We start from the raw sequence: 26585 nt of genomic DNA on the forward strand, positions 1-26585 counted from the left end.
CGGAGATTTACCCGCCTGGAAGCCCCCATGTCCGACCGCCTGACCCTGCTGCGTCCCGACGACTGGCATATTCATCTTCGCGATGGTGCTGTGTTGACCCATACCGTCGCCGATGTCGCGCGCACTTTTGGCCGCGCCATCATCATGCCCAACCTGGTTCCGCCCGTGCGCAACGCCGCCGAGGCCGATGGCTATCGCCAGCGCATCCTGGCCGCGCGCCCGGCCGGCAGCCGCTTCGAACCGCTGATGGTGCTTTACCTCACCGACCGCACCCAGCCCGAGGAAATACGCGAGGCCAAGGCCAGCGGTTTCGTGCACGCGGCCAAGTTGTACCCGGCCGGCGCTACGACCAATTCGGATTCCGGCGTCACCAGCATCGACAAGATCTTCCCGGCGCTGGAGGCGATGGCCGAAGTCGGCATGCCGTTGTTGATCCACGGCGAAGTGACCCGGGGCGATGTCGATGTGTTCGACCGCGAGAAAATCTTCATCGACGAGCACATGCGCCGCGTCGTCGAGCGCTTCCCGACCCTCAAGGTTGTGTTCGAGCACATCACCACGGGCGATGCCGTGCAGTTCGTCAACGAGGCCCCGGCCAACGTTGGCGCAACCATCACCGCCCATCACCTGCTGTACAACCGCAACCACATGTTGGTGGGCGGGATCCGGCCACACTTCTATTGCCTGCCGATCCTCAAGCGCAATACCCATCAGGAAGCCTTGCTGGACGCGGCCACCAGCGGCAGCGCCAAGTTTTTCCTCGGCACGGACTCGGCGCCTCACGCCCGCCATGCCAAGGAAGCGGCCTGCGGTTGCGCCGGCTGCTACACCGCCTACGCCGCCATCGAGATGTACGCTGAGGCGTTCGAGCAGCGCAACGCCCTGGACAAGCTCGAAGGCTTCGCCAGCCTGCACGGCCCACGCTTCTATGGGCTGCCGGTGAACACCGATCGTATTACCCTGGTCCGCGACGAGTGGACCGCCCCTGCCAGCCTGCCGTTTGGCGAGCAGACTGTCATCCCGCTGCGCGCCGGTGAAAAACTGCGCTGGCGCCTGCTGGAGGAAAACGCGTGAGTGAAGATCATTTCGACGACGAACTGGACGGCAATGGCGGCTCGGGCGGCCCTCGCCACCCCATGGCTGCCCGCTTCCGGGGTTATCTGCCGGTTGTGGTCGACGTAGAAACCGGTGGTTTCAACTCAGCCACCGATGCGCTGCTGGAAATCGCCGCGACGACCATTGGCATGGACGAGAAAGGCTTTGTCTTCCCCGACCACACCTATTTCTTCCGGGTCGAACCGTTCGAAGGCGCCAACGTTGAAGCAGCCGCCCTGGAGTTCACCGGGATCAAGCTCGATCACCCGTTGCGCATGGCGGTCAGCGAAGAAACCGCCCTGACCGACATCTTCCGTGGCGTGCGCAAGGCGCTGAAAGCCAACGGTTGCAAGCGAGCGATCCTGGTCGGTCATAACAGCAGCTTCGACCTGGGCTTCCTCAACGCCGCCGTTGCACGCCTGGACATGAAGCGCAATCCGTTTCACCCGTTCTCCAGCTTCGACACCGCGACCCTGGCGGGCCTGGCATACGGCCAGACGGTATTGGCCAAGGCCTGTCAGGCGGCCGACATCGATTTCGATGGCCGCGAAGCCCACTCGGCCCGCTACGACACCGAAAAGACCGCCGAGCTGTTTTGCGGCATCGTCAACCGGTGGAAGGAGATGGGTGGCTGGCAGGATTTCGACGACTGATATAGAGCTAGGCTTAGCTCTTTGTGGCGAGGGGATTTATCCCCGCTGGGTCGCGAAGCGGCCCCAAACCTGCCAACTGGGTGTGGCGGACTCACCTTTTTGGGACTGCTGCGCAGTCCAGCGGGGATAAATCCCCTCGCCACAGTATGTATTCAGCCACCCATAAAAAAACCGGCCCATCGAGGGCCGGTTTTTTTATGCCGCGGTTGTGCTTACAGCTTGTCGCCGTGCTCACCCAGGTAAGCGGCTACGCCTTCAGGCGATGCAGTCATACCCTTGTCGCCTTTTTTCCAGTTGGCCGGGCAGACTTCGCCGTGCTCTTCGTGGAATTGCAGGGCGTCGACCAGGCGGATCAGCTCTTCCATGTTACGGCCCAGCGGCAGGTCGTTGATGATCTGCGAACGAACGACACCTTTGTCGTCGATCAGGAACGCGCCACGGAAGGCCACGCCGCCTTCGGACTCAACGTCGTAGGCCTTGGCGATTTCGTGCTTCATGTCGGCAGCCATGGTGTATTTCACCGGGCCGATACCACCGGCGTTGATAGCGGTGTTGCGCCAGGCGTTGTGGGTGAAATGCGAGTCGATCGAAACAGCGATCACTTCCACGTTGCGCGCCTTGAAGTCGTCCATGCGGTGATCCAGGGCGATCAACTCGGACGGGCAGACGAAGGTGAAGTCCAGCGGGTAGAAGAACACCAGGCCGTATTTGCCTTTGATGGCCGAGGACAGGGTGAAGCTGTCGACGATTTCGCCGTTGCCGAGGACGGCGGGAACGGTGAAGTCAGGGGCTTGTTTGCCTACGAGTACGCTCATTGGATATCTCCTGGTGTAGTAACGTGAAAACAAGGTCCGCGCCAGCCTGCCACCTCCAGGCGACAGCCCTGTGACACGAACCCGCTTCGCAAGGACCGACCATCATACACCGCACGTTTGGACTGTCCTCAACGGTTTTTCCACGGCATCGAAAATCTGTTGCGCATGATCGACTCTCCAACCGAAAACCGTTCGTCAGCCCGAAGCAAAGGTGATGAAAGAGTCCTAGAAACCACTTTGACAATCATTCTCGTTAACATTAAGATCCGTCTCAATTGAGTCACAACCAGCGACGGTTCTCACTTATGTATGTATGCCTCTGCACTGGCGTCACCGACGGGCAAATCCGCGAAGCGATCTATGAAGGTTGCTGCAGCTATCGCGAAGTCCGCCAAGCCACCGGCGTAGCCAGCCAATGCGGTAAATGCGCCTGCCTCGCCAAGGAAGTGGTGCGTGAAACCCTCGCCAAAGTACAGACCGCCCAGGCCTCGATCCCTTATCCGGTAGAATTTACTGCCGCATAAATCCAGCTTTTTGAAGAACCGGACTCAATGTCCGGTTTTTTTATGCCTGTAAATCAAATGGTTAGGTGCCAGACGCGGAACTCAAACATTCTTATTCCGATTAATTTTCATTTATTATTCAAATACTTAGGTTTGACACCGGTAAATGCGCGGCTCAAACTCTGCCTTATACACAGCTATTATAGGGCAGGCCGTTACCATGAAAGGCGACATCACAGTCATCCAGCATCTCAACAAGATCCTCGCCAATGAGCTGGTCGCGATCAATCAATACTTCCTGCATGCGCGCATGTATGAAGATTGGGGCCTGAACAAGCTGGGCAAGCACGAATACCACGAATCGATCGACGAGATGAAACACGCGGACAAGCTGATCAAGCGCATCCTGTTTCTCGAAGGCCTGCCAAACGTCCAGGATCTTGGCAAGCTGCACATCGGTGAACATACCCGCGAAATGCTTGAATGCGACCTGCGTATCGAACGCACTGGCCACGCCGACCTCAAAGCCGCCATCGCCCACTGCGAAAGCGTCGGTGACTTTGGCAGCCGCGAACTGCTCGAAGATATTCTCGAATCCGAAGAAGAACACATCGACTGGCTGGAAACCCAACTGGGCCTGATCGACAAAGTGGGTCTTGAGAACTACCTGCAATCGCAGATGGGCGAAGAATAAGCTTCCCAGAAGCAAGCCACTAAAAAGCCCCGCCCTCTTTCGAGGCGCGGGGCTTTTTGTTGCCCGAATTTCAAACCACTGAAATCCATCGTGGGAGCGAGCTTGCTCGCGATAGCGGTGGATCAGGCAAAAAAATACTGACTGACCTACCGGTATCGCGAGCAAGCTCGCTCCCACAAGGGTTCGTGTTCACCACAACCGGGGTAATGAACAGAACCTCATGATCAGGCTTCGGACTTGTTCGCCGCTGCTGCTTCAACAGCTGCCTTGATCGTGGTTTGCAGAGAACCGTCAGCCGCCATCTCGGTCATGATGTCGCTACCACCGATCAGCTCACCACCCACCCACAGCTGTGGGAAGGTTGGCCAGTTGGCGTACTTTGGCAGGTTGGCGCGGATTTCCGGGTTCTGCAGGATGTCCACGTAGGCGAACTTCTCGCCACACGCCATCACCGCCTGAGCAGCCTTGGCCGAGAAGCCGCATTGCGGGGCATTCGGCGAGCCTTTCATGTAAAGCAGGATAGTGTTGTTGGCAATCTGGTCTTTGATCGTTTCGATGATATCCACGGAGCACCTCGGCTTGAACTTTGCGACTACAGATGTCGACACGGTGGCGCATTGTAACGGAAAGCCGAGCACCCTGCTCGGTCCGCCCCAGGGACAATTTTACGCAGCCGCGACCTTCACCGGAACCCCGTTGAGCGCCGCATTCCCGGACAGCTCATCAAGCTGACAGTCATCCGTCAGGTCGTTGGCACTGGAACCGGGTTGCCCGCTGGCGATGGTCATCTGTACACCCGGGCGGGCGTGGCCCCAGCCGTGTGGCAGGCTGACCACGCCTTTCATCATGTCCTGGCTGCCCTGCACTTCCACTTCAATCATGCCTACGCGAGAACTGACCTTCACCCGCTGCCCATCGACAAGGCCTCGGCTGGCAAGATCGTCCGGGTGCATCAGCAACTGGTGGCGCGGCTTGCCTTTCACCAGCCGATGAAAATTATGCATCCAGGAATTGTTGCTGCGCACATGACGACGGCCAATCATCAATAGCTCGTCGGACGCTGGCGGCGGCAACGCGGCAAAACGTGCCAGGTCGGCGAGGATCACCGCTGGCGCCGCCTGTACCCGGCCGTTTTCGGTTTTCAACCGGGAAGCCAGGTTGGGCTTGAGCGCACCGAGATCGATGCCGTGGGGATGATCGAACAGCGTCGCCAGGGATAATTTGTGCGGCGATGCATCCCCGTACGCACCCGCCCGCAGGCCGAAATCGATCATCTGCGCGGGCGGCATGGTCGGCTTGAGTTCCTTGCCAGTCCGGCCAGCAAAGGCTTTTGCCAGGCCAACGAAGATCTCCCAATCGTGCAATGCACCTTCGGGCTTGGGCAGGATCGCTCGGTTGAAACGAGTGACGTTGCGCACCGCGAACAGATTGAAGGTGGTGTCGTAATGATCGTTTTCCAACGCTGAAGTCGATGGCAGGATCAAGTCGGCGTAGCGCGTGGTCTCGTTGATGTACAGGTCAATGCTGACCATGAACTCAAGTCCGTCCAACGCCTGTTCGAGCTGTCGCCCGTTGGGCGTGGACAAGACCGGATTGCCGGCCACGGTCACCAGTGCGCGGATCTGTCCTTCGCCGTCGGTGAGCATTTCTTCGGCAAGGGCCGAGACGGGCAGCTCGCCAGCATATTCGGGGCGCCCGGATACCCGGCTTTGCCAGCGATTGAAATGGCCGCCCGAGGTGGTCGCCACCAGGTCAACCGCCGGCTCGGTGCACAGCGCACCGCCCACTCGATCGAGGTTGCCGGTGACCAGGTTGATCAGTTGGATCAGCCAATGGCACAGCGTGCCGAAAGCCTGGGTTGAAACCCCCATCCGCCCGTAACACACCGCCGACGGCGCGGAGGCGAAATCCCGGGCCAACTGACGGATCTGTGCGGCCGGAACGGCACAGAGAGGGCTCATCGCCTCGGCGGTAAAGGTTGCAACGGCCTGGCGCACTTCGTCGAGGCCATCCACCGGTAAATGGCTGTCGCGGGTCAAGCCTTCGCTGAGCAGTGTGTTGAGCAAGCCAAACAGCAGCGCGGCGTCGCCACCAGGACGTACGAAGATGTGCTGGTTGGCGATGGCCGCTGTCTCGCTGCGCCGAGGATCAACCACCACAACCTGGCCACCACGGGCCTGGATCGCCTTCAGGCGCTTCTCCACGTCCGGTACGGTCATGATGCTGCCATTGGAGGCCAGCGGATTACCGCCCAGGATCAACATGAAGTCGGTGTGGTCGATGTCCGGGATGGGCAGGAGCAAACCATGCCCATACATCAGATGGCTGGTGAGGTGATGGGGCAACTGGTCCACCGAGGTCGCCGAGAAGCGGCTGCGGGTCTTCAACAGGCCCAGGAAATAATTGCTGTGGGTCATCAGCCCATAATTGTGCACGCTGGGATTACCCTGGTAGACCGCCACCGCGTTCTGGCCGTGACGCTCTTGAATGCTCGCGAGGCGATCAGCCACCAATGCGAAGGCTTCGTCCCAGGCAATCGGCTGCCACTCGCTGCCGACCCGCCGCATCGGCTGGCGCAACCGGTCCGGATCGTTCTGGATGTCCTGCAGGGCCACGGCCTTGGGGCAGATGTGGCCACGGCTGAAACTGTCCAGCGGATCGCCCTTGATCGAAGTGATCGCCAGGCCCTGGCCTTCTGTTTCAGTGGTTTCGAGGGTCAGGCCGCAGATGGCCTCGCACAGGTGGCACGCACGGTGGTGAAGAGTCTTGGTCATGGCCAGTCTCTGTTTTATTCGTGGCGGGCATTGTTGGCCGCGGGAGCAAAACTATGGCCCGTGATCCTCCACAGCGCCAGCGACGTTCGTCCCGTGAATCGCCGGGCATCAGGCCCGCCGATGAAGCGGCGTCAGGGCTGTTCGGGCGGCGGCGCCAGCAACTGGATTTCCTCGATGGTCTCCACCTGCTCCTGGGCGATGGGCACCCCGGTCAATTCGCCGATCAATCGCCAATGTTCGTCGAGCCCACTGCTGATGGTGGCCATGCGGTCGATCATTCGCCGGCCAGCGGCCTTGGTCACTTCGTCATCACTGCGCAACAATTCGAATGACATGGACGTCACCGAAGCGGTGAGGTGCGTCAGGGAGCGTGCCGTCAGCCCCAGCAATTCCATCAGTTGTTGCTCTTTCAAATCCATTTCGGGGCTCCTGCATCTCGGGATTCATTTATAACCCAGCCCCCTGCATTAGGAAATATTTCACGTCAGACAACAGACAGGCGCGCCAAAGACTGGCCTCCACAATCGCTCGCCAGATAGACAGCCACCCGCCCAGCTTGATTGCCAAGGGACTCGACGCCAGTGTACAAATGGGTCGCTGCTGTCAGGAAACCGGCCTCGACCATGCCATTGCAACTCTGTGATGGCTTCGCTGAAATCCCTTAAAACCGTAGCCCTATTGGTAAGACGCGACATTTAATGTCAATATCGCGCCTTCCCCTATTTTCGTCGCCCCGTGCGGCTTTTGCCGCAGGTCTCGCCCGTTTTTTCGTTAAACAAGGCTTTGAGCATCTGCGGTCAGTAACAAAAAGGTAGTCAATCATGAGCGCAAGGCACTTTCTCTCCTTGATGGATTTCACGCCCGAAGAGTTGCTCGGCGTCATCCGTCGAGGCGTGGAGCTCAAGGACCTGCGTAAGCGCGGCGTACTGTTCGAGCCCTTGAAAAACCGTGTGCTGGGGATGATTTTCGAGAAGTCATCGACCCGCACGCGCATTTCATTTGAGGCCGGCATGATCCAACTCGGTGGCCAGGCGATCTTCCTCTCGCCCCGCGACACACAGTTGGGCCGTGGCGAGCCGATCAGCGATTGCGCCATCGTCATGTCGAGCATGCTCGACGTCATGATGATCCGTACTTTTGCACACAGCACCCTGACAGAGTTCGCGGCCCACTCCCGCGTGCCGGTGATCAACGGCTTGTCCGATGACCTGCACCCTTGCCAACTGCTTGCCGACATGCAGACATTCCTCGAGCACCGCGGCTCCATCCAAGGCAAGACCGTGGCCTGGGTCGGTGACGGCAACAACATGTGCAACAGCTATATAGAAGCGGCGATGCAATTCGACTTCCAGTTGCGCATTGCCTGCCCCGAAGGTTATGACCCCAATACCGAACTGCTCGCCAAGGCCGGTGACCGGGTGTCCATCGTGCGTGATCCGAAGCTGGCCGTGGCCGGTGCGCACCTGGTGAGCACCGACGTCTGGATATCCATGGGACAGGAAGAGGAAACCGCCAAGCGCCTGAAGCTGTTTGCCCCGCTGCAAGTCAACCGCGCCCTGCTCGACCTGGCGGACGCCGAGGTGCTGTTCATGCATTGCCTGCCGGCCCACCGTGGCGAAGAGATCAGCCTCGACTTGCTGGATGACCCGCGCTCCGTGGCTTGGGACCAGGCGGAAAACCGTCTCCATGCGCAGAAAGCCCTGCTGGAATTCCTAGTCGAGCCGGCGTACCACCACGCATGAGCCATTCATTGCTGCTGAACCTGCAAAACCTGGCCTGCGGCTACAAGGACCAGCGGGTCGTACAAAACCTCAACCTGCACCTCAATGCGGGCGACATCGGTTGCCTGCTCGGCTCGTCCGGATGCGGCAAGACCACGACCCTGCGGGCCATCGCCGGGTTCGAGCCCGTACACGAAGGCGAGATCCAGTTGGCCGGGGAAACCATCTCCCGCGCGGGTTTTACCCTGGCACCGGAAAAACGCCGCATCGGCATGGTGTTCCAGGATTACGCGCTGTTCCCGCATTTGAGCGTCGCCGAGAACCTGGCGTTTGGTATCCGCAAGCACCCTGAAAAGGACCGCGTAGTCGACGAACTGCTGGAGCTGGTCAATCTGAAGAACCTGGGGAAACGCTTCCCCCATGAACTCTCCGGAGGCCAGCAACAACGCGTCGCACTCGCCCGGGCACTGGCGCCCGAACCGCAATTGCTGCTGCTCGACGAACCCTTCTCCAATCTGGACGGCGAGCTGCGACGCAAGCTCAGCCATGAAGTCCGGGACATTCTCAAGGCCCGGGGCACCAGTGCGATCCTGGTCACCCACGATCAGGAAGAAGCGTTTGCCGTAAGTGATCATGTCGGCGTGTTCAGGGAAGGTCGCCTGGAACAGTGGGACACGCCTTACAACCTGTATCACGAACCGCTCACGGCCTATGTCGCCAGCTTCATTGGCCAGGGCTATTTCATCCGGGGACAGCTGGATAGCCCGGAATCGGTGCAAACAGAATTGGGCGCACTGCGCGGCAACCGGGCCTACACCTTGCCGGTTGGCTGTGCCGTGGATGTGTTGCTGCGCCCTGACGACATCGTCTACGCGCCAGACAGCCCGCTGACGGCCACCATCGTCGGCAAGACCTTCCAGGGCGCTTCAACCTTGTATCGCCTGCAATTGCCGACGGGTGCGCAACTGGAATCGATCTTCCCGAGCCATGCCGACCATCTGGTCGGCGCCACTGTCGGTATTCGCGTGGCGGCCGAGCACTTGGTGCTGTTCCAGGCCTCGGGTAGCACGGCGGCACACTTGCCGCCGGTGGAAAGCGGTGTGCGGCGGTTCAGCACTGTGTAGGCGCTGCCGAAGGCTGCGATCTTTTGATCTTCTGTTTGATTCAGTGGGCCTGAAAAAGATCGCAGCCTCGCTTCGCTCGACAGCTCCTACCAGATGTATCGGGCATTAGCCCAGCGACAACGTCCCGCTGGCCACCAACGTCGCATTGCCGCCGATCTTCACTCGCTCGCCTTCCAACCGACAAAACAACGCCCCGCCCCTGGCCGAGCATTGATAAGCCGTCAGCCCCAGCTTGCTCAGGCGTTTGGACCAGTATGGAATGAGGCTGCAATGGGTCGATCCGGTCACCGGGTCCTCGTTGATACCAATCGCCGGAGCAAAATAACGCGAGACAAAATCGTGCTTGCTTCCCGGTGCGGTAACGATCGCGCCCGGCCACGGCAGTTTCGCCAGGGCCGTCATGTCCGGCTTACATTCAAGGACAGCCTGTTCCGATTCCAACACCACGAACAGTTCGTTCGAGCTCAGCACGTCCACCGCCTCGACACCCAAGGCATTCTGGACCGCCAGTGACGCGCCCAATTCAACGGGCACGATGGCCGGAAAATCCAACCACAGCCGATCACCTTCCCGGGTCACGCTCAGGGCACCGGATTTACAGATGAAATCCAGTCGCTCCGAAGCTTCTTTATATATCTCGAACAACACATAGGCGCTGGCCAGCGTGGCATGACCACACAACGGAACTTCAGTGGTTGGGGTAAACCAGCGAATGTGCCATTGCTGGTTCTCTCGCACCAGGAACGCGGTCTCAGCCAGGTTGTGTTCAGCGGCTATTTTCTGCATCAACTCATCGGCGAGCCAGGCATCGAGGCGATAGACCATCGCAGGGTTACCGCCGAAAGGCCGGTCACTGAACGCATCGACCTGAGGAAACGCAAGCTGCATGGCACTTCTCCTTTTTTATTGATGCGCGAGCATGATCGGTCACGGCACCGTTTAACCAGTGACAGATCCGCAGAATTTTCGCCCTACAGCGCATAAAAAATCCGACATCCTTTCAGCCTTGAAGACTCCCTCCATTGTGAGGCGCGCGCTCCTGCCGGGTGGCGCAGTTGCTACAAACCTTCAGTCAGGCACGTCCAATATCAGCAAACTTCGCCCCGGTATGCTCCGCCAATACCTCAGGCGCCAATTCGACTTCCAGGCCACGCCTCCCCGCGCTGACGAACATTTGGGTGAGCGGCTGCGCGGAACTGTCGATAAACGTGCGCAGGCGCTTTTTCTGTCCCAAAGGGCTGATGCCCCCCAGCAAATAGCCGGTCGAGCGCTGTGCGGCGGACGGATCGGCCATCTCGACTTTCTTCACCCCGGCAGCATGAGCCAGTGCTTTCAGGTCCAGGCTCCCCGCCACTGGCACCACGGCCACCAGCAGCTCGCCTTTTTCGCTGGCCGCCAGCAAGGTCTTGAACACCTGCGCCGGGTCCAGTCCGAGCTTTTCCGCCGCCTCCAAGCCATAAGACGCGGCCTTGGGATCGTGTTCGTAGCTATGAATGCGATGTTCGGCGCGCACTTTCTTAAGCAGATCCAACGCAGGGGTCATGACCATTCCTTACAGGGAAACGAATGGCAAAATTCTATGCGATCAGCGAGCAAAAGGCTTTGAGGACATTGCTTCCAGTGTCAAGACGCCCTGCGTCAAAGAATCATTCACAGCACGAATAATCCAAATGTGACCAACGGTTCACTTTCGACCTTTGACAGCAGCGTTTCTTGTCTATATTTTTTCGAAACTGAAAGCAGAAACACGTGTCTCAAGAAACAACCCGAGGGCAGTCTGAACATCAGGTCCCCTGGCGAAGAACGCGCAACCAGGTTTATCGGCGGCGCAAGACAAGAAAAAGAATTGAGGTTTGAATGGCTACTGCTTTAGAACAACCGTCCCTCTCCAGCCAGTGCCTGGCAGAATTCCTGGGGACGGCCCTGCTGATATTTTTCGGCACGGGTTGCGTTGCGGCGCTCAAGGTCGCGGGTGCCAGCTTCGGACTATGGGAAATCAGTATCATCTGGGGCGTCGGCGTCAGCATGGCGATCTACCTCAGCGCTGGCATTTCCGGCGCGCACCTGAACCCCGCCGTCAGCATCGCCCTGAGCCTCTTCACTGACTTCGAAAAACGTAAACTGCCCTTCTATATCATTTGCCAAGTGGCCGGCGCTTTTTGCGGCGCGCTGCTGGTCTATACGCTGTACAGCAACCTTTTCTTCGATTTCGAACAGTCCCGTCATATGGTTCGTGGCACAGAAGCGAGCCTCGAGCTGGCTTCGGTATTCTCCACCTACCCTCACTCCGCGCTATCCACTGGCCAGGCGTTCCTGGTGGAGGTGATCATTACCGCTATCCTGATGGGCGTGATCATGTCCCTCACCGATGACAATAATGGCTTGCCCCGAGGGCCGCTGGCACCGCTGCTGATCGGCCTGTTGATCGCGGTGATCGGCAGCTCGATGGGCCCCTTGACGGGCTTCGCAATGAATCCAGCGCGAGACTTCGGTCCTAAACTGATGACTTTCCTTACTGGCTGGGGTGAAATTTCCCTCACCGGCGGACGCGACATTCCGTACTTCCTGGTGCCGATCTTTGCGCCGATTGTCGGGGCATGCCTGGGCGCCGCCGCGTACCGCGGCTTGATCGCGCGCCACTTGCCAAGCCCCTTGGCTACGGGAAAGGATGCAGGATCTGCCATCGACGGCAAACCCAGAACGTCATGAAACAACGGGTGCGCCGCCTGCCCCTCACTGCGCGCACCATGGCTCCACCCCTTATTTACGTCCCAAGGCAATCGACATGACCGACATTGAGAATAAGAACTACATCATTGCCCTCGACCAGGGCACGACCAGCTCACGTGCGATTATTTTCGACCGTGACGCGAACGTGGTCGGTACCGCCCAACGGGAATTCGTCCAGCATTATCCGCAGCCTGGCTGGGTCGAACATGATCCGATGGAGATCTTCGCTACCCAGAGCGCAGTCATGGTAGAGGCGTTGGCCCAGGCCGGCCTGCATCACGACCAGGTCGCCGCCATCGGCATTACCAACCAGCGCGAAACCACCGTGGTCTGGGACAAGAACACCGGGCGCCCGATCTACAACGCCATCGTCTGGCAATGCCGACGCAGCACCGAGATCTGCCAGCAACTCAAGCGTGACGGCCACGAGCAATACATCAGCGAAGCCACCGGCCTGGTCACCGATCCGTATTTCTCCGGCACCAAGCTCAAATGGATCCTCGACCACGTCGAGGGCAGCCGTGAGCGAGCGCGCAACGGCGAACTGCTGTTTGGCACCGTGGATAGCTGGCTGATCTGGAAATTCACTGGCGGCAAGGTCCATGTCACCGACTACACCAACGCCTCGCGCACCATGCTCTTCAATATCCACACGCTGGAGTGGGATGCGAAGATGCTCGACATCCTCAACATCCCTCGAGAGATGTTGCCGCAAGTCAAATCCTCCTCCGAGATCTACGGTCGTACCAAAAGTGGCATCGCCATCGGCGGCATTGCCGGCGACCAGCAGGCCGCCCTCTTCGGCCAGATGTGCGTGGAGCCGGGCCAGGCAAAAAACACCTACGGCACCGGCTGCTTCTTGTTGATGAACACCGGCAACAAGGCCGTCAAATCCAACCACGGCATGCTCACCACCATCGCCTGCGGCCCTCGCGGCGAAGTGGCCTACGCCCTGGAAGGCGCGGTGTTCAATGGTGGCTCCACCGTGCAATGGCTACGCGACGAGCTGAAAATCATCAACGATGCCCTCGACACCGAATACTTCGCCAACAAGGTCAAGGACAGCAACGGCGTCTACCTGGTGCCGGCCTTTACCGGCCTGGGCGCACCGTATTGGGACCCCTACGCCCGCGGCGCACTGTTCGGCCTGACCCGTGGCGTGCGAGTCGATCACATCATTCGCGCCACGCTGGAATCCATCGCCTACCAGACCCGCGACTTGCTTGACGCCATGCAGCAAGACAGCCGGCGAACGCCTCAAATCCCTGCGCGTGGATGGCGGCGCGGTGGCCAACAATTTCCTGATGCAATTCCAGGCCGATATCCTCGGCACTCACGTCGAACGCCCGAAGATGCGCGAAACCACGGCCCTTGGCGCTGCGTACCTGGCCGGCCTGGCGTGCGGTTTCTGGGGCAGCCTGGAAGAGTTGCGCGGCAAGGCAGTCATCGAGCGCGAATTCGAACCGCAACTGGATGAACAAGCGAAGGAAAAACTCTACGCCGGTTGGAAAAAAGCCGTCAGCCGCACCCGCGACTGGGAACCTCACGAAGACGCTGAATAAGGCCCGATAAAATTCTGAAACTGGTCGGGAGGGCGTTCCTGCGGCATCATGGGCAAATTTTGTATGGCAGCCCAAAGGAAGCCCCATGAATCTGCCTCCCCGCCAGCAACAAATCCTCGAGCTTGTCCGCGAACGCGGCTATGTCAGCATCGAGGAAATGGCGCAATTATTCGTCGTTACCCCACAGACCATTCGCCGCGACATCAATCAACTGGCGGAAGTGAACCTGCTGCGCCGCTACCACGGCGGCGCCGCCTATGATTCAAGCGTGGAAAACACCGCCTACGCCATGCGCGCCGATCAGATGCGCGATGAGAAACAACGCATCGCCGAGGCGATCGCTGCACAGATTCCCGACCACGCCTCGTTGTTCATCAACATCGGCACCACCACCGAATCCATCGCTCGGGCGCTGCTCAATCACAATCATCTCAAGGTCATCACCAACAACCTGCACGTAGCGTCGATCCTCAGCGCCAAGGACGACTTCGAAGTCCTGATCGCCGGCGGCAATGTACGACGCGACGGCGGCGTGGTGGGCCAGGCCTCCGTCGATTTCATCAACCAGTTCAAGGTCGACTTCGCCCTGGTGGGCATCAGCGGAATCGATGAAGACGGTAGCCTGCTGGACTTCGACTACCAGGAAGTGCGGGTATCCCAAGCCATCATCGCCAATGCCCGACAGGTATTGCTGGCGGCGGACTCGAGCAAATTCGGGCGCAACGCCATGGTTCGCCTGGGCCCGATCAGCCTGATCGATTGCCTGGTGACCGACCAGCAACCGGTGCCAGCCCTGGCGCAGTTGTTGAGCCAGCACAAGATTCGGCTGGAAGTGGTCTAGCTCCGCCCCCTGTATCCAGTTCCTGTGGCGAGGGAATTTATCCCCTCGCCACAAAAGCACTTCCACCCACATCCCCACCCTTCGTGTTCGAAAATTTTCCTTTCAGCCCCCTTCGATCAGTATTTTCAATCGAATTCGACTGGCTGCGGCCGTGCTTATGGGCTAGTATTTTCGCAAATGAACATAAATGTTCGAATTCAAATATTTCGAAAAGAGCCCGAGGCCAGCCGATGCCCACTTCCACCTTGCCTACGCCCCCTATCGCCGAGATCTACGACATCGCCGTCATTGGCGGCGGGATCAATGGCGTGGGGATTGCCGCGGACGCTGCCGGTCGCGGTCTTTCGGTGTTCCTTTGCGAAAAGGACGACTTGGCCAGCCATACCTCATCGGCCAGCAGCAAGCTGATTCATGGCGGCCTGCGCTATCTCGAACATTATGAATTCCGTCTGGTGCGTGAAGCCCTGGCCGAACGCGAAGTGCTGCTGGCCAAGGCCCCGCACATCGTCAAGCAGATGCGCTTCGTCCTGCCCCATCGCCCGCACCTGCGTCCGGCCTGGATGATTCGCGCCGGCTTGTTTCTCTACGATCACCTGGGCAAGCGTGAACAACTCGCCGGCTCCAAGAGCTTGAAGTTCGGCGCCGACAGCGCCTTGAAAAGCGAGATCACCAAAGGCTTCGAATATTCCGACTGCTGGGTCGACGACGCACGGCTGGTAGTGCTCAATGGCATGGCCGCCCGGGAGAAAGGTGCGCATGTCCATACCCGGACCCGCTGCATCAACGCTCGCCGCAGCAAGGGCTTGTGGCATTTGCACCTGGAACGTGCCGACGGCAGCCTGTTTTCGATCCACGCCAAGGCATTGGTCAACGCCGCCGGCCCGTGGGTGGCCAAGTTCATTCGGGATGACCTGAAGATGGAGTCGCCCTACGGCATCCGCCTGATCCAGGGCAGCCACCTGATCGTGCCGAAACTCTACGAAGGCGAGCACGCGCACATTCTCCAGAACGAGGACCAGCGCATCGTCTTCACCATTCCCTACTTGAACCAATTTACCTTGATCGGCACGACTGACCGCGAGTACACGGGCGATCCGGCGAAAGTAACGATTACCGAAGGCGAAACCGACTACTTGTTGAAAGTGGTCAATGCGCACTTCAAGAAACAGCTCAGCCGCGAGGATATCTTGCACAGTTATTCCGGCGTCCGCCCGCTGTGCAACGACGAGTCCGACAACCCTTCCGCCGTGACCCGGGACTACACCCTCGCACTGTCCGGGGGCGGCGAAGAGGCGCCGTTGCTGTCGGTGTTCGGCGGCAAACTGACCACCTACCGCAAACTGGCCGAATCGGCCATGGCGCAACTGGCCCCTTACTTCACACAGATGCGCCCAAGCTGGACCGCCGTCGAGGCCCTCCCCGGCGGTGAAAACATGACCACGCCACAGGCGCTGTGCTCGGCGATCCGCGACAAGTTCGACTGGCTGCCAACCGACATCGCCCGCCGCTGGGCCACGACCTATGGCAGCCGAACCTGGCGCATGCTCGAGGGCGTGCACAGCCTGGCCGATATGGGTGAACACATCGGCGCCGGCCTCTACACCCGGGAAGTCGATTACCTGTGCAGCGATGAATGGGCAGTCGATGCCCAGGACATCCTGTGGCGCCGCAGCAAGCTGGGCTTGTTCACCACTGCGGCCGAGCAGGGGAAGCTTCAGCAGTACCTGGACAAGGTCGAGCACAACCGCCGCAAGATCGAAGCGGCCTGAACGTAACCCGCTAAACCAAAAGCCCTTGAAATCCGGCGATTCAGGGGCTTTTTATTGTCTGTAATCCGTCATGGACTTGTGGGAGCGGGCTTGCTCGCGAAGACGGCGGCACCTTCTACATCATCGTTATAGATGGACCGCTTTCGCGAGCAAGGCCGCTCCCACAAGGATCGAGAAGCCCGTGAGGAATTCGGTTTTCCGAACACGACCCGGCAGTCAGTTCGGCAAACCGGATAAACAACGCTTAAAAAAGCTGAAACAAAACATTAATTTCCTTTAAAAACAGCCAGATAGCACCAAGCCACTGGCTTGGCACGACTCATGCTCTACACTCCTCGAGACGAACGCCTGTTACGCCAACACAACAGGAGCTGCCAGGCATTCGACGCACTCAGGGCCGGTGAACCGGCCAAATACAAAAAAAACAATGTCGAGGAAACATCGATGCGCATCGTTCCCCATCTCCTGGGCGCAGCCATTGCTGCCGCTCTGATCAGCACTCCGGTTTTCGCAGCCGAACTGACCGGCACGTTGAAAAAGATCAAAGAGTCCGGCGTCATCACGCTCGGTCACCGCGACGCCTCCATTCCGTTTTCCTACATCGCGGACGCTTCCGGCAAGCCGGTCGGCTACTCCCATGACATCCAGCTGAAAGTCGTCGAAGCCCTGAAGAAAGAGCTCGACGTACCGAACCTGCAGGTCAAGTACAACCTGGTCACCTCGCAAACCCGTATCCCGCTGGTGCAGAACGGCACCGTGGACCTGGAGTGCGGCTCCACCACCAACAACGTCGAGCGCCAGCAGCAAGTCGCCTTCTCCGTTGGCATCTTCGAGATCGGCACCAAGCTGCTGTCCAAGAAAGATTCCAAGTACAAGGATTTCGACGACCTCAAGGGCAAGAACGTCGTGACCACCGCCGGCACCACGTCCGAGCGCTTGCTCAAGGCGATGAACGCCGACAAGCAAATGGGCATGAACGTCATCTCGGCCAAAGACCACGGCGAGTCCTTCCAGATGCTGGAATCGGGCCGGGCCGTCGCGTTCATGATGGACGACGCCCTGCTCGCTGGCGAAGCCGCCAAGGCCAAGAAGGCCGATGACTGGGCCGTTACCGGTACTCCACAGTCCTACGAAATCTACGGCTGCATGGTGCGCAAGGGCGACGAGCCGTTCAAAAAGGCTGTCGATGACGCCATCAAGGCCACCTACGCCTCGGGCGAGATCAACAAGATCTACGAAAAATGGTTCATGCAACCTATCCCGCCAAAAGGCCTGAACCTCAACTTCCCGATGAGCGAAGAACTCAAGAAGCTGATCGCCAACCCGACCGACAAAGCGGCTGACGAAAAGAAATCCTGATTTCTGACTAACCTTATCTCCTGAAGGGGCCCGGCCCTTTCAGGGGATGGTCATTCCCTGCTGGCAAATCTGGAAACACTCGAACCGGTGGCTGTCGAGCCGATCGCGTGTGCCTGGCCCTCCAAGCCGGGCGGGAACGGAGTTTCCCCAGGCGGGCATTTGTATATCGAACGATCTGAGGGGAGACCCTAATGAATTACAACTGGGACTGGGGCGTGTTCTTCAAGTCCACCGGCGTGGGCAGCGAGACTTATCTCGACTGGTACGTGGCCGGCCTGGGCTGGACCATCGCCATCGCCGTCGTCGCCTGGATCATCGCCCTTCTGCTGGGTTCGATCCTGGGTGTGATGCGCACCGTGCCGAACCGGCTGGTGTCGGGTATCGCCACTTGCTACGTGGAGCTTTTCCGTAACGTGCCGCTGCTGGTTCAGCTGTTCATCTGGTACTTCCTGGTACCGGACCTGCTGCCCGCCGATATGCAGGAGTGGTACAAACAGGACCTGAACCCGACCACCTCGGCCTACCTGAGCGTTGTCGTCTGCCTGGGCCTGTTCACCGCCGCACGGGTCTGCGAACAGGTACGCACCGGTATCCAGGCGCTGCCACGCGGCCAGGAATCCGCTGCCCGTGCCATGGGCTTCAAGCTGCCGCAGATCTATTGGAACGTGCTGCTGCCCCAGGCCTACCGGATCATCATTCCGCCGCTTACCTCCGAGTTCCTCAACGTCTTCAAGAACTCCTCCGTGGCCTCGCTGATCGGCCTGATGGAGCTGCTCGCGCAGACCAAGCAGACCGCCGAGTTCTCGGCCAACCTGTTCGAAGCCTTTACCCTGGCGACGCTGATCTACTTCACCCTGAACATGAGCCTGATGCTGCTCATGCGCATGGTCGAGAAGAAAGTCGCGGTGCCCGGCCTGATCTCCGTGGGGGGTAAATAATGGAATTCGACTTCACAGGCATCATCCCGGCCATTCCCGGCTTGTGGAACGGCATGGTGATGACCCTCAAGCTGATGGCCCTGGGCGTCGTCGGCGGGATCATCCTGGGGACGATCCTGGCGCTGATGCGCCTGTCCCACAACAAGCTGATCTCCAACATCGCTGGCGCCTACGTCAACTACTTCCGCTCGATCCCGTTGCTGCTGGTCATCACCTGGTTCTACCTGGCGGTGCCGTTCGTGCTGCGCTGGATCACCGGCGAGGACACTCCCATCGGCGCGTTCGGCTCCTGCGTCGTGGCGTTCATGATGTTCGAGGCGGCGTACTTCTGTGAAATTGTCCGGGCCGGCGTGCAGTCGATCCCCAAGGGCCAGATGGGCGCGGCACAGGCATTGGGCATGAATTATGGCCAGGTCATGCGCCTGATCATCCTGCCCCAGGCGTTTCGCAAGATGACCCCGCTGTTGCTGCAACAAAGCATCATCCTGTTTCAGGACACCTCGCTGGTCTACACGGTCGGCCTGGTGGACTTCCTCAATGCTTCGCGGGCCAATGGCGACATCATCGGCCGCTCCAATGAGTTCCTGATCATCGCAGGTCTCGTGTACTTCACAATCAGCTTTGCCGCCTCGCTGCTGGTCAAGCGTCTGCAAAAAAGGTTCGCCGTATGATCTCTATCAAGAACATCAACAAGTGGTATGGGGACTTCCAGGTACTGACCAATTGCAGCACCGAGGTCAGCAAAGGCGAGGTTGTGGTGGTGTGCGGGCCGTCGGGTTCGGGCAAGTCCACGCTGATCAAGTGCGTAAACGCCCTGGAACCGTTCCAGAAAGGCGACATCGTGGTCGATGGCACGTCGATCGCCGACCCGAAGACCAACCTGCCGAAACTGCGTTCACGCGTGGGCATGGTGTTCCAGCATTTCGAACTGTTCCCGCACCTGACCATCACCGAGAACCTGACCATCGCGCAGATCAAGGTGCTGGGCCGCAGCAAGGAAGAAGCCACCAAGAAAGGCCTGCAATTGCTTGAACGCGTAGGCTTGTCCGCCCACGCCCACAAGCACCCGGGCCAGCTCTCCGGCGGCCAGCAGCAGCGCGTGGCGATTGCCCGGGCGCTGGCGATGGACCCGGTGGTGATGCTGTTCGACGAACCGACCTCGGCCCTCGACCCGGAAATGGTCAACGAAGTGCTCGATGTGATGGTGCAATTGGCCCACGAAGGCATGACCATGATGTGCGTGACCCACGAAATGGGCTTCGCCCGCAAAGTGGCGAACCGGGTGATTTTCATGGATCAGGGCCAGATCATCGAAGACTGCCCTAAAGAAGAGTTCTTCGGCGACATCAGTGCCCGCTCCGAACGTGCGCAGCATTTCCTCGAGAAGATCCTGCAGCACTAAAGCGTCGCCCTCTTCAGGCGCTTGTCCTTGTGGCGAGGGAGCTTGCTCCCGCTGGGTCGCGCAGCGGCCCCAAAACCGGCAAATGCAATGTATCTGGCATACCGCATGAACCGTTTTGCGACTGCTTCGCAGCCGAGCGGGAGCAAGCTCCCTCGCCACAGGACCGCGTTCGAAGGACGACCGCCGCCACACTGGTTGACCCAAGGCTTCTGTGATGAAATGCGACCCCACCCTTTATCGCGCCGCGCCGCCATCACTCGCCGTGAAACCCCGTCTGATCCGCCATCTGTTCCTGCCGCCGTTGATCATCGCCCTGATGGTCGGCCTGGGCTACCTCGGCTTCTGGATCAGCGAGCGCTACGGCATTCGCGGCCTGGCCGAGAATGGCGAACGCCAGTTGGAGCTGCATGCCCGCGCAGTCGAGAGCGAGATCAGCAAGTACACCTACCTGCCCAGCCTGCTGGAGCTTGAATCGAGTGTCTCGCAACTGCTCGACGACCCGACGCCTGAGCATCGCAAGACCGTCAACGAATACCTCGAAGGCCTCAACCGGCGCAGCCGCAGCCGGGCCATCTACGTGATGGACACCACCGGCCGGGTCATGGCCACCAGCAACTGGCGCGATGTCGACAGTTACCTGGGTGAAGACCTGTCCTTCCGTGCCTATTTCCAGAACGCCGTGCGTGGCCAGCCAGGGCGTTTCTATGGCATCGGCAGCACCAATGGCGAACCGGGTTACTACCTGGCCCATGGCCTGGAGGAACAAGGCAAGATCATCGGCGTGGCTGTGGTCAAGGTTCGCCTCGAAGCCATGGAAGAACGCTGGCAGCGAGCACGCCTGGAAGCCTTCGTCAGCGACGAAAACGGCATCATCATCCTGTCCAGCGACCCGGCGCGACGGCTCAAGTCGGTGCGTCCTCTGAGCGACGAAACCAAGGAACGCCTGGCTCGCAGCCTACAATATTACTGGTTCCCGCTGAACGAGCTGATTCCCCTGGCACGAGAACACCTCACCGAAGGGATGGAGAAACTGACCTTCCCCGCCAACACCGAGATCAAGGCCGACCAGCAGGCCACCAGCTATCTCTCGCAAACCCGGCCGTTGAGCGACACACCGTGGAACTTCACCCTGCTGACCCCACTCGACGACCTGCGCCGCCAAGCGATCAACCAAGGCATCCTGGTGGCCGTTGCCTTTGCCCTGGTGGCCTTTTTGTTGATCGCCTGGAACGAGCGGCGCAAAGTCATCGCCACCCGCCTCGCCGCCCGCGAGGCGCTGCAAGAGGCGAACAACCAGCTCGAACGTCGGATTACCGAACGCACCACCGACCTGCGGGCCAGCAATGAACGGCTCAAGGGTCAGATCCGTGAACGACGGCAGGCCGAAGAGACGTTGCGCCGGGCCCAGGACGAGTTGGTACAGGCCGGGAAACTGGCGGCCATCGGCCAGATGTCCACCAGCATCGCCCATGAACTCAACCAGCCGTTGGCCGCCCTGCGCACCTTGTCAGGCAACACCGTGCGCTTCCTGGAGCGCGGCCAGCTGGACGTTGCCAGCGCCAACCTCAAGACCATCAATGAATTGATCGACCGCATGGGCCGCATCACCGCCAGCCTGCGCGCCTTTGCCCGGCGCGGCGATGACAAGGGCCGCGCGAGCCTGGGCAAGGCTGTCGAAGCCGCGCTGCAACTGCTGGGCGGACGCCTGGAAAACCGGGCGATCCAGATACATTCCGGTTTCGATGACGTCCAGGTGCAAATCGACCAGACGCGCCTGGAACAGATCCTGGTGAACCTGATCGGCAACGCCCTGGACGCCATGCAAGCCCAGCCCGAGCCGACGCTATGGCTCGAAGGCAAGACCAGCGACGGCAAATATCGCCTGCGGGTACGGGACAATGGCCATGGCATCGACCCGGAGGCCCGCAAGCATCTTTTCGAACCGTTTTTCACCACCAAACCCGGCGAACAAGGCCTGGGGCTGGGCCTGACGCTTTCGGCGAGCCTGTGCGCCGCCGCGGGCGGACACCTGGGCGTCGAGCATCCGGATGGCGGTGGAACCACGTTCATCCTCAGTTTGCCGTTGGTAAGCCTTCCTCCTGCCGAGCCGCTATGAACAATGACCTGAGCGTACTGATCGTCGAGGACGATCCCCATGTCCTGCTGGGCTGCCAGCAGGCCTTGAGCCTGGAAGACATTCCGTGCATCGGCGTGGGCAGTGCCGAAGAGGCGCTGGAACAAGTCGGCGATGATTTCGCCGGTATCGTCATCAGCGACATCCGCTTGCCGGGCATCGATGGCCTGGAATTGCTCACCCGCCTCAAGGCGCGGGACAGTCGCCTGCCGGTGGTGTTGATCACCGGTCACGGCGACATTTCCATGGCCGTCGACGCCATGCAGAAAGGCGCCTATGACTTCATGGAGAAACCGTTCTCTCCCGAACGCCTGGTGGATGTCGCCCGTCGAGCCCTTGAACAGCGCGGCCTGGCCCGGGAAGTCTCATCGTTGCGCCGGCAGTTGGCCGAACGCGATTCCCTCGAAGGCCGGATCATCGGTCGCTCGCCGGCCATGCAACACCTGCGGGCGTTGATTGCCAACGTTGCCGACACCTCGGCCAATGTGCTGATCGAAGGCGAAACCGGTACCGGCAAGGAACTGGTCGCCCGCTGCCTGCATGACTTCAGCCGGCGCCACGACAAACAGTTCGTCGCGCTGAACTGCGGCGGGCTGCCGGAAAACCTGTTCGAAAGCGAGATCTTCGGCCACGAGGCCAACGCCTTCACCGGCGGCCGGCAAGCGTCGGATCGGCAAGATCGAACACGCCGACGGCGGCACGCTGTTTCTCGATGAAGTGGAAAGCATGCCCCTGCCCCTGCAGATCAAGCTACTGCGTGTTTTGCAGGAACGCACCCTCGAGCGCCTGGGTTCGAACCAGAGCGTGGCCGTGGATTGCCGAGTGATCGCTGCCACCAAGTCCGACCTCGACGAAATGGGTCGGGCCGGACAGTTCCGCAGCGACCTGTATTACCGTCTCAACGTCGTGACGCTGGAGCTGCCGCCCCTGCGCGAGCGACGCGAGGACATCCTGCAGTTGTTCGAACACTTCCTGCGCCAATCCTCCCTGCGCTTCGACCGTACCGTGCCGGAGCTGGACAACCAGACACTGTCGAACCTGATGAGCCACGATTGGCCAGGCAACGTGCGAGAACTGCGCAACGTCGCCGAACGCTACGCCCTTGGCCTGCCGGCCTTCAAGAAATCAGGTGCCAGCAGTGGCACCCAGGGCCTGGCTTTCGCCGAAGCAGTGGAGGCCTTCGAACGCAACCTGCTGGTGGACGCATTGCAACGCAGCGGTGGCAACCTGACCCAGGCCAGCCAGGAATTGGGCATGGCCAAGACCACGCTGTTCGACAAAGTCAAAAAATATGGCCTGAGCCATTAATCAACCGGACGGTAACCAGTGGATCTGATTTTCAAAGCGGCGCTAGGTGCAGCCGTGGTGGTCATCCTGGCAATGCTGGCCAAGACCAGGAATTACTACATTGCCGGGCTGGTGCCCCTGTTCCCGACCTTTGCGCTGATCGCCCATTACATCGTCGGCAAGGGCCGTTCGGTCGATGACCTGAAGACCACGATCGTGTTCGGCATGTGGTCGATCATTCCGTACTTCGTCTATCTCGCGACGCTGTACGTGATGGTCGACCGGATGCGCCTCGAAGCCTCATTGGCCGTCGCTGCCGTGGCCTGGCTGATGGCGGCGACGGTGCTGGTCAGCGTCTGGGTGCGGCTTCACGGCTGATCCTTGTGATTAATAACCGACGGTAAACCGTGTCCGCGAAAACTGCGGTGTCTCGACCTCGTCGATCATCGCAATGGAATAGTCGGCAAAGCTGATCCAACTGCGCCCGGTATTATCGAACAGCAGGTGGTCCTTGCCGACGCGGAACTCGCCGGTGCGTTCGGTTTCGACGAACTCCGCCGAGGGTGAAAGAAACGTCCAGTCCAGGTCCTGTTCGTTTCGCAGCACATCCAGGAACAAGGCACCGGCCGTGGCTTCGGCCAGGTATTCCTCAGGGAAGCCATCGCTGTCGATCACACGGCTGTTATCCGGCAACAGCAACGAACCGGCGCCGCCGACCACCAGCAAGCGCTTGACCCCGGCGGCCTTCACAGGAGCGATGATTTTGTCGGCCGGCACGGTGGCAAAGTGCGCGGCGCTGATCACCACGTCGTGACCGGCGATGGCTGCGGTCAACGCCTCACTGTCCAGTACGTCCAATTGCTTGCTGACCACGCCGGCCCGTTCGCCGATCTTTGCGGTGTTGCGAGCGATGGCCGTCACGCTGTGACCACGGCGCAGGGCCTCTTCCAACAGTTGGCTGCCAGCGCGGCCGGTGGCGCCGATGATTGCGATTTTGCTCATGTGATTCTCCAGTGAATTAGCGATATCAGAAATACAAGCTCTTGTGGCGAGGGGATTTATCCCCGCTGGGTTGCGAAGCAACCCCCTGCGTCCGGCCTGATAAATCGCAGCGATTGATGGATCAGGGGACCGCTGCGCAGTCCAGCGGGGCGGTGCGACGTTTCGCTAAATCCCCTCGCCACAAAAGTGTTCAGATCAAAGTTCGGCTGTCACCACTTCATCTCACCCTTTGCCACCTTGGCACTCAGTTCCAAGGAACTGTCTTCCCCCAGGTCCGGATAGCGTAGTTTCATGGCGCTGATCAGCGCGGCGGAATCCTTGGCCTTGGCGGTTTCTTCGTCGAAGGCCTTGATGTAACCGGCGGTAAAGCGCACCGGAACCAGGGAGCGGGCACTTTCGCCCAGGTAATGGCCGGGAATCACAGTGGCCGGTTGCAGCTTTTCAATGCTGTCCAGCGTCGCCAACCAATCCTTGTGGGACTTGGGCGTCTGGGTATCAGCCATCCAGACATGAATGTTCTCCGCCACCACCACGCCGCCGACCACGGTCTTGATCGATGGAATCCACACGAAGCTGCGGTCTGGCTGCGGCCCCTCGAGGCCGACGATCTGCAAGCGCTTGCCTTCCAGCGTCAGGTTGTCGCCCTTGAGCACTTGGGGCACGAAGGTCTTGGACGGCGCATCGCTCTTCAGGATCGGCCCCCAATATTTCAACTTGCCGTCGGCAGTTGCCTTGATGTGCTCCACGGTCGGCGCGGAAGCAAGGACGTTGGCTTCAGGGAAAGCGGCCACCAGGGTTTCCAGGCCGAAATAGTAGTCGGGGTCGCCATGGCTGATGTAGATCGCGGTCAACCGCTTGCCACTGGCGCGGATTTTTTCGACGACTTGTTCGGCTTGGGATTTGCCGAACTGCGCGTCGACAAGGATCGCCTCCTTTTTACCGCTGACCAATACCGAAGTCACCGGGAAGATTGCCGCCGCGCCGGGGTTATAGACATCCAACGTCAAGTCGGCGGCCCAGGCCTGGGCCGTGAAGGCCAGCGCCGCGGTCGCCAGCAACAAGCGTTTGATGGGGGTGAAACCAGTCATGAGGTGCTCCGTTGTGCAAAGGCCCGCAAGGGAATGAACGGAGCTTAGTTGCCAAACTCATTACAAAAAATGCGATGCTGGAACATAGTTTGTTTCTGAAATCGGGCAAATCATGGATCGTCTACAAGCAATGCGGGTGTTCGTCACCGTGGTGGACCTGGGTAGCCAATCGGCGGCGGCCGAGCATCTGGACCTGTCGCGGCCGGTGGTGTCGCGCTACCTGGCGGAGCTGGAGGATTGGGTCGGCGCCCGATTGATGCACCGCACCACCCGCAAGCTGAGCCTGACGGCCGCTGGAACGGAGATCCTGCCGCGCTGCCGACAGATGCTGGAGCTGTCCGGCGACATGCAAGCGGCCGTCAGCACGCCGGAAGACGCGCCACGGGGCATGCTGCGCATCAGCGCCAGCCCCTCGTTCGGTCAGTCGCAATTGGCGAGCGCGATTGCCGAATACGTCCAGCGCTACCCAGGCGTGAGCGTTGACCTGCAAATGCTCGACCGCACCGTCAACCTGGTGGACGAACGCATCGACCTGGCGATCCGCATGAGCAACGACCTCGACCCGAACCTGATTGCCCGGCGCCTCACGGTTTGCCGCTCAGTCATCTGCGCCGCCCCGCGCTATCTGCGGGAACACTCGACACCGCAGCGAGTGGAAGACCTGAGCCGGCACAACTGCCTGACCCATTCCTACGTCGGCAAGAGCCTGTGGCATTTCGAGCAGGACGGCGAACAGGTCTCGGTGCCGGTGCAAGGCAACATCAGCGCCAACGAAGCCAGCACCTTGCTCCAGGCAACGATAGCCGGCGCGGGCGTGGCGATGCTGCCCAGCTACCAGGCCGGCCCTCATATCCAGAGCGGCGAACTGGTACGCCTGCTGGCCCACGCCGAACCGCGCCGGATGAACATGTACGCGGTGTACGCCTCACGCAAGCACATGCCCTCGGCGCTGCGCAGCCTGCTGGATTTCCTGGTGCTCAGGTTTCCCGAAACGCCGGAGTGGGATGTAGGGTTGTAGCTACCTCTGCAGGAACCTTTGTGGGAGCGAGCTCGCTCGCGATAGCGGTGTATCAGTTAATAAAAGGGTGGCTAAC

24 protein-coding genes and 2 pseudogenes are annotated in these 26585 nt (G+C 60.0%); 18 read left to right on the forward strand and 8 right to left on the reverse strand.

Annotated elements, in window-relative coordinates:
* Positions 1-27: 27 nt before the first annotated feature.
* Both pyrC and rnt read left to right on the forward strand, forming a co-directional pair.
* The gene (gene pyrC / locus AB4N42_RS25465) at positions 28-1074 is read left to right on the forward strand and encodes a dihydroorotase (protein WP_181288626.1); all 1047 of its coding nucleotides are present in this window, start codon (positions 28-30) and stop codon (positions 1072-1074) included.
* A complete protein-coding gene (rnt, locus tag AB4N42_RS25470; RefSeq protein ID WP_030142532.1) occupies positions 1071-1748 on the forward strand; it encodes a ribonuclease T in 678 nt (225 codons plus the stop codon). The genes pyrC and rnt overlap by 4 nt, the downstream gene beginning before the upstream one ends.
* A gap of 212 nt (positions 1749-1960) precedes the next feature.
* Here the strand turns inward: rnt and AB4N42_RS25475 are convergent, their stop codons facing one another.
* On the reverse strand, positions 1961-2563 hold the full coding sequence (locus AB4N42_RS25475) for a peroxiredoxin (protein WP_030140760.1): 603 nt from the start codon (positions 2561-2563) through the stop codon (positions 1961-1963).
* A 305-nt stretch (positions 2564-2868) separates the two neighbouring features.
* Between AB4N42_RS25475 and AB4N42_RS25480 the strand changes: the two genes are divergently transcribed.
* Together AB4N42_RS25480 and bfr are read left to right on the forward strand one after the other, a co-directional pair.
* Positions 2869-3087 (forward strand): bacterioferritin-associated ferredoxin, encoded by a 219-nt coding sequence (locus tag AB4N42_RS25480; protein ID WP_003178704.1) that lies wholly within the window; start codon positions 2869-2871, stop codon positions 3085-3087.
* Between the two features lie 199 nt (positions 3088-3286).
* Positions 3287-3760, forward strand: a complete 474-nt coding sequence (gene bfr / locus AB4N42_RS25485; RefSeq protein ID WP_003178701.1) for a bacterioferritin — start codon at positions 3287-3289, stop codon at positions 3758-3760.
* A 224-nt stretch (positions 3761-3984) separates the two neighbouring features.
* On the opposite strand, the gene grxD is transcribed toward bfr, so the two are convergent.
* From grxD to AB4N42_RS25500, 3 genes are all read right to left on the reverse strand, one after another.
* Positions 3985-4326 (reverse strand): Grx4 family monothiol glutaredoxin, encoded by a 342-nt coding sequence (gene grxD, locus AB4N42_RS25490; RefSeq protein WP_030140761.1) that lies wholly within the window; start codon positions 4324-4326, stop codon positions 3985-3987.
* A gap of 99 nt (positions 4327-4425) precedes the next feature.
* The gene (locus AB4N42_RS25495; protein WP_460115518.1) at positions 4426-6534 is read right to left on the reverse strand and encodes a molybdopterin oxidoreductase family protein; all 2109 of its coding nucleotides are present in this window, start codon (positions 6532-6534) and stop codon (positions 4426-4428) included.
* Between the two features lie 131 nt (positions 6535-6665).
* Positions 6666-6953 (reverse strand): hypothetical protein, encoded by a 288-nt coding sequence (locus AB4N42_RS25500; RefSeq protein WP_030140763.1) that lies wholly within the window; start codon positions 6951-6953, stop codon positions 6666-6668.
* 402 nt (positions 6954-7355) lie between these two features.
* Between AB4N42_RS25500 and argF the strand changes: the two genes are divergently transcribed.
* Together argF and AB4N42_RS25510 are read left to right on the forward strand one after the other, a co-directional pair.
* Positions 7356-8276 carry an ornithine carbamoyltransferase gene (argF, locus tag AB4N42_RS25505; protein ID WP_030140764.1) on the forward strand — a complete coding sequence of 307 codons (921 nt, stop codon included), beginning with the start codon at positions 7356-7358 and terminating at the stop codon, positions 8274-8276.
* Positions 8273-9379, forward strand: coding sequence for an ABC transporter ATP-binding protein (locus AB4N42_RS25510; RefSeq protein ID WP_460115519.1), 1107 nt, complete (start codon positions 8273-8275; stop codon positions 9377-9379). Before argF ends, AB4N42_RS25510 begins: the two co-directional genes overlap by 4 nt.
* A 105-nt stretch (positions 9380-9484) precedes the next feature.
* Here the strand turns inward: AB4N42_RS25510 and AB4N42_RS25515 are convergent, their stop codons facing one another.
* Together AB4N42_RS25515 and ybaK are read right to left on the reverse strand one after the other, a co-directional pair.
* Positions 9485-10267, reverse strand: coding sequence for a PhzF family phenazine biosynthesis protein (locus tag AB4N42_RS25515; protein WP_460115520.1), 783 nt, complete (start codon positions 10265-10267; stop codon positions 9485-9487).
* Positions 10268-10451: 184 nt separating this feature from the next.
* A complete protein-coding gene (gene ybaK / locus AB4N42_RS25520; RefSeq protein WP_460115521.1) occupies positions 10452-10922 on the reverse strand; it encodes a Cys-tRNA(Pro) deacylase in 471 nt (156 codons plus the stop codon).
* 314 nt (positions 10923-11236) lie between these two features.
* Here ybaK and AB4N42_RS25525 point away from each other — a divergent pair, with 314 nt between their 5' ends.
* The 11 genes and pseudogenes from AB4N42_RS25525 (at position 11237) to AB4N42_RS25575 (ending at position 23779) form a co-directional block, all read left to right on the forward strand.
* Entirely contained in the window at positions 11237-12088 is an 852-nt protein-coding gene (locus AB4N42_RS25525; protein WP_198798038.1) for an MIP/aquaporin family protein, read from the forward strand.
* A 76-nt stretch (positions 12089-12164) separates the two neighbouring features.
* A pseudogene (gene glpK / locus AB4N42_RS25530) lies at positions 12165-13671 on the forward strand (glycerol kinase GlpK).
* An 85-nt stretch (positions 13672-13756) separates the two neighbouring features.
* A complete protein-coding gene (locus AB4N42_RS25535) occupies positions 13757-14512 on the forward strand; it encodes a DeoR/GlpR family transcriptional regulator (RefSeq protein WP_003204973.1) in 756 nt (251 codons plus the stop codon).
* Positions 14513-14742: 230 nt separating this feature from the next.
* On the forward strand, positions 14743-16281 hold the full coding sequence (glpD, locus tag AB4N42_RS25540) for a glycerol-3-phosphate dehydrogenase (protein WP_198798040.1): 1539 nt from the start codon (positions 14743-14745) through the stop codon (positions 16279-16281).
* A gap of 444 nt (positions 16282-16725) precedes the next feature.
* A complete protein-coding gene (locus AB4N42_RS25545; RefSeq protein WP_030140771.1) occupies positions 16726-17640 on the forward strand; it encodes a glutamate/aspartate ABC transporter substrate-binding protein in 915 nt (304 codons plus the stop codon).
* A gap of 191 nt (positions 17641-17831) precedes the next feature.
* Positions 17832-18578, forward strand: a complete 747-nt coding sequence (locus AB4N42_RS25550) for an amino acid ABC transporter permease (RefSeq protein WP_018614191.1) — start codon at positions 17832-17834, stop codon at positions 18576-18578.
* The gene (locus AB4N42_RS25555; protein ID WP_030140772.1) at positions 18578-19249 is read left to right on the forward strand and encodes an amino acid ABC transporter permease; all 672 of its coding nucleotides are present in this window, start codon (positions 18578-18580) and stop codon (positions 19247-19249) included. The genes AB4N42_RS25550 and AB4N42_RS25555 overlap by 1 nt, the downstream gene beginning before the upstream one ends.
* Positions 19246-19980, forward strand: a complete 735-nt coding sequence (locus AB4N42_RS25560; protein ID WP_018614195.1) for an amino acid ABC transporter ATP-binding protein — start codon at positions 19246-19248, stop codon at positions 19978-19980. The genes AB4N42_RS25555 and AB4N42_RS25560 overlap by 4 nt, the downstream gene beginning before the upstream one ends.
* Before the next feature lie 214 nt (positions 19981-20194).
* On the forward strand, positions 20195-22096 hold the full coding sequence (gene aauS / locus AB4N42_RS25565) for a two-component sensor histidine kinase AauS (protein WP_030140773.1): 1902 nt from the start codon (positions 20195-20197) through the stop codon (positions 22094-22096).
* Between the two features lie 44 nt (positions 22097-22140).
* A pseudogene (gene aauR, locus AB4N42_RS25570) lies at positions 22141-23422 on the forward strand (two-component response regulator AauR).
* A 27-nt stretch (positions 23423-23449) separates the two neighbouring features.
* Positions 23450-23779 (forward strand): GlpM family protein, encoded by a 330-nt coding sequence (locus AB4N42_RS25575; protein ID WP_187293334.1) that lies wholly within the window; start codon positions 23450-23452, stop codon positions 23777-23779.
* 9 nt (positions 23780-23788) lie between these two features.
* On the opposite strand, the gene AB4N42_RS25580 is transcribed toward AB4N42_RS25575, so the two are convergent.
* Positions 23789-24403 (reverse strand): NAD(P)-dependent oxidoreductase, encoded by a 615-nt coding sequence (locus tag AB4N42_RS25580; RefSeq protein WP_460115522.1) that lies wholly within the window; start codon positions 24401-24403, stop codon positions 23789-23791.
* 209 nt (positions 24404-24612) lie between these two features.
* Positions 24613-25491: an MBL fold metallo-hydrolase gene (locus AB4N42_RS25585; RefSeq protein ID WP_460115523.1), complete on the reverse strand. Its 879-nt coding sequence runs from the start codon at positions 25489-25491 to the stop codon at positions 24613-24615.
* 112 nt (positions 25492-25603) lie between these two features.
* On the opposite strand from AB4N42_RS25585, the gene AB4N42_RS25590 reads away from it, so the two are divergent.
* Positions 25604-26509 carry a LysR family transcriptional regulator gene (locus tag AB4N42_RS25590; protein WP_080628572.1) on the forward strand — a complete coding sequence of 302 codons (906 nt, stop codon included), beginning with the start codon at positions 25604-25606 and terminating at the stop codon, positions 26507-26509.
* The last annotated feature ends 76 nt before the right edge of the window (positions 26510-26585 follow it).

Source organism: Pseudomonas sp. H2_D02 (genome assembly GCF_054677635.1).

Bases quoted from the DNA above. Each gene is read 5' to 3' on its own strand.
- AB4N42_RS25515 (WP_460115520.1), bottom strand. From the start codon at position 10,267: ATGCAGCTTGCGTTTCCTCAGGTCGATGCGTTCAGTGACCGGCCTTTC.
- AB4N42_RS25510 (WP_460115519.1), top strand. From the start codon at position 8,273: ATGAGCCATTCATTGCTGCTGAACCTGCAAAACCTGGCCTGCGGCTAC.
- AB4N42_RS25560 (WP_018614195.1), top strand. From the start codon at position 19,246: ATGATCTCTATCAAGAACATCAACAAGTGGTATGGGGACTTCCAGGTA.
- aauS (WP_030140773.1), top strand. From the start codon at position 20,195: ATGAAATGCGACCCCACCCTTTATCGCGCCGCGCCGCCATCACTCGCC.
- AB4N42_RS25480 (WP_003178704.1), top strand. From the start codon at position 2,869: ATGTATGTATGCCTCTGCACTGGCGTCACCGACGGGCAAATCCGCGAA.
- AB4N42_RS25495 (WP_460115518.1), bottom strand. From the start codon at position 6,534: ATGACCAAGACTCTTCACCACCGTGCGTGCCACCTGTGCGAGGCCATC.
- AB4N42_RS25500 (WP_030140763.1), bottom strand. From the start codon at position 6,953: ATGGATTTGAAAGAGCAACAACTGATGGAATTGCTGGGGCTGACGGCA.
- AB4N42_RS25550 (WP_018614191.1), top strand. From the start codon at position 17,832: ATGAATTACAACTGGGACTGGGGCGTGTTCTTCAAGTCCACCGGCGTG.
- ybaK (WP_460115521.1), bottom strand. From the start codon at position 10,922: ATGACCCCTGCGTTGGATCTGCTTAAGAAAGTGCGCGCCGAACATCGC.
- argF (WP_030140764.1), top strand. From the start codon at position 7,356: ATGAGCGCAAGGCACTTTCTCTCCTTGATGGATTTCACGCCCGAAGAG.
- AB4N42_RS25475 (WP_030140760.1), bottom strand. From the start codon at position 2,563: ATGAGCGTACTCGTAGGCAAACAAGCCCCTGACTTCACCGTTCCCGCC.
- bfr (WP_003178701.1), top strand. From the start codon at position 3,287: ATGAAAGGCGACATCACAGTCATCCAGCATCTCAACAAGATCCTCGCC.
- AB4N42_RS25525 (WP_198798038.1), top strand. From the start codon at position 11,237: ATGGCTACTGCTTTAGAACAACCGTCCCTCTCCAGCCAGTGCCTGGCA.
- AB4N42_RS25590 (WP_080628572.1), top strand. From the start codon at position 25,604: ATGGATCGTCTACAAGCAATGCGGGTGTTCGTCACCGTGGTGGACCTG.
- glpD (WP_198798040.1), top strand. From the start codon at position 14,743: ATGCCCACTTCCACCTTGCCTACGCCCCCTATCGCCGAGATCTACGAC.
- AB4N42_RS25555 (WP_030140772.1), top strand. From the start codon at position 18,578: ATGGAATTCGACTTCACAGGCATCATCCCGGCCATTCCCGGCTTGTGG.
- pyrC (WP_181288626.1), top strand. From the start codon at position 28: ATGTCCGACCGCCTGACCCTGCTGCGTCCCGACGACTGGCATATTCAT.
- AB4N42_RS25585 (WP_460115523.1), bottom strand. From the start codon at position 25,491: ATGACTGGTTTCACCCCCATCAAACGCTTGTTGCTGGCGACCGCGGCG.
- AB4N42_RS25535 (WP_003204973.1), top strand. From the start codon at position 13,757: ATGAATCTGCCTCCCCGCCAGCAACAAATCCTCGAGCTTGTCCGCGAA.
- AB4N42_RS25545 (WP_030140771.1), top strand. From the start codon at position 16,726: ATGCGCATCGTTCCCCATCTCCTGGGCGCAGCCATTGCTGCCGCTCTG.
- AB4N42_RS25580 (WP_460115522.1), bottom strand. From the start codon at position 24,403: ATGAGCAAAATCGCAATCATCGGCGCCACCGGCCGCGCTGGCAGCCAA.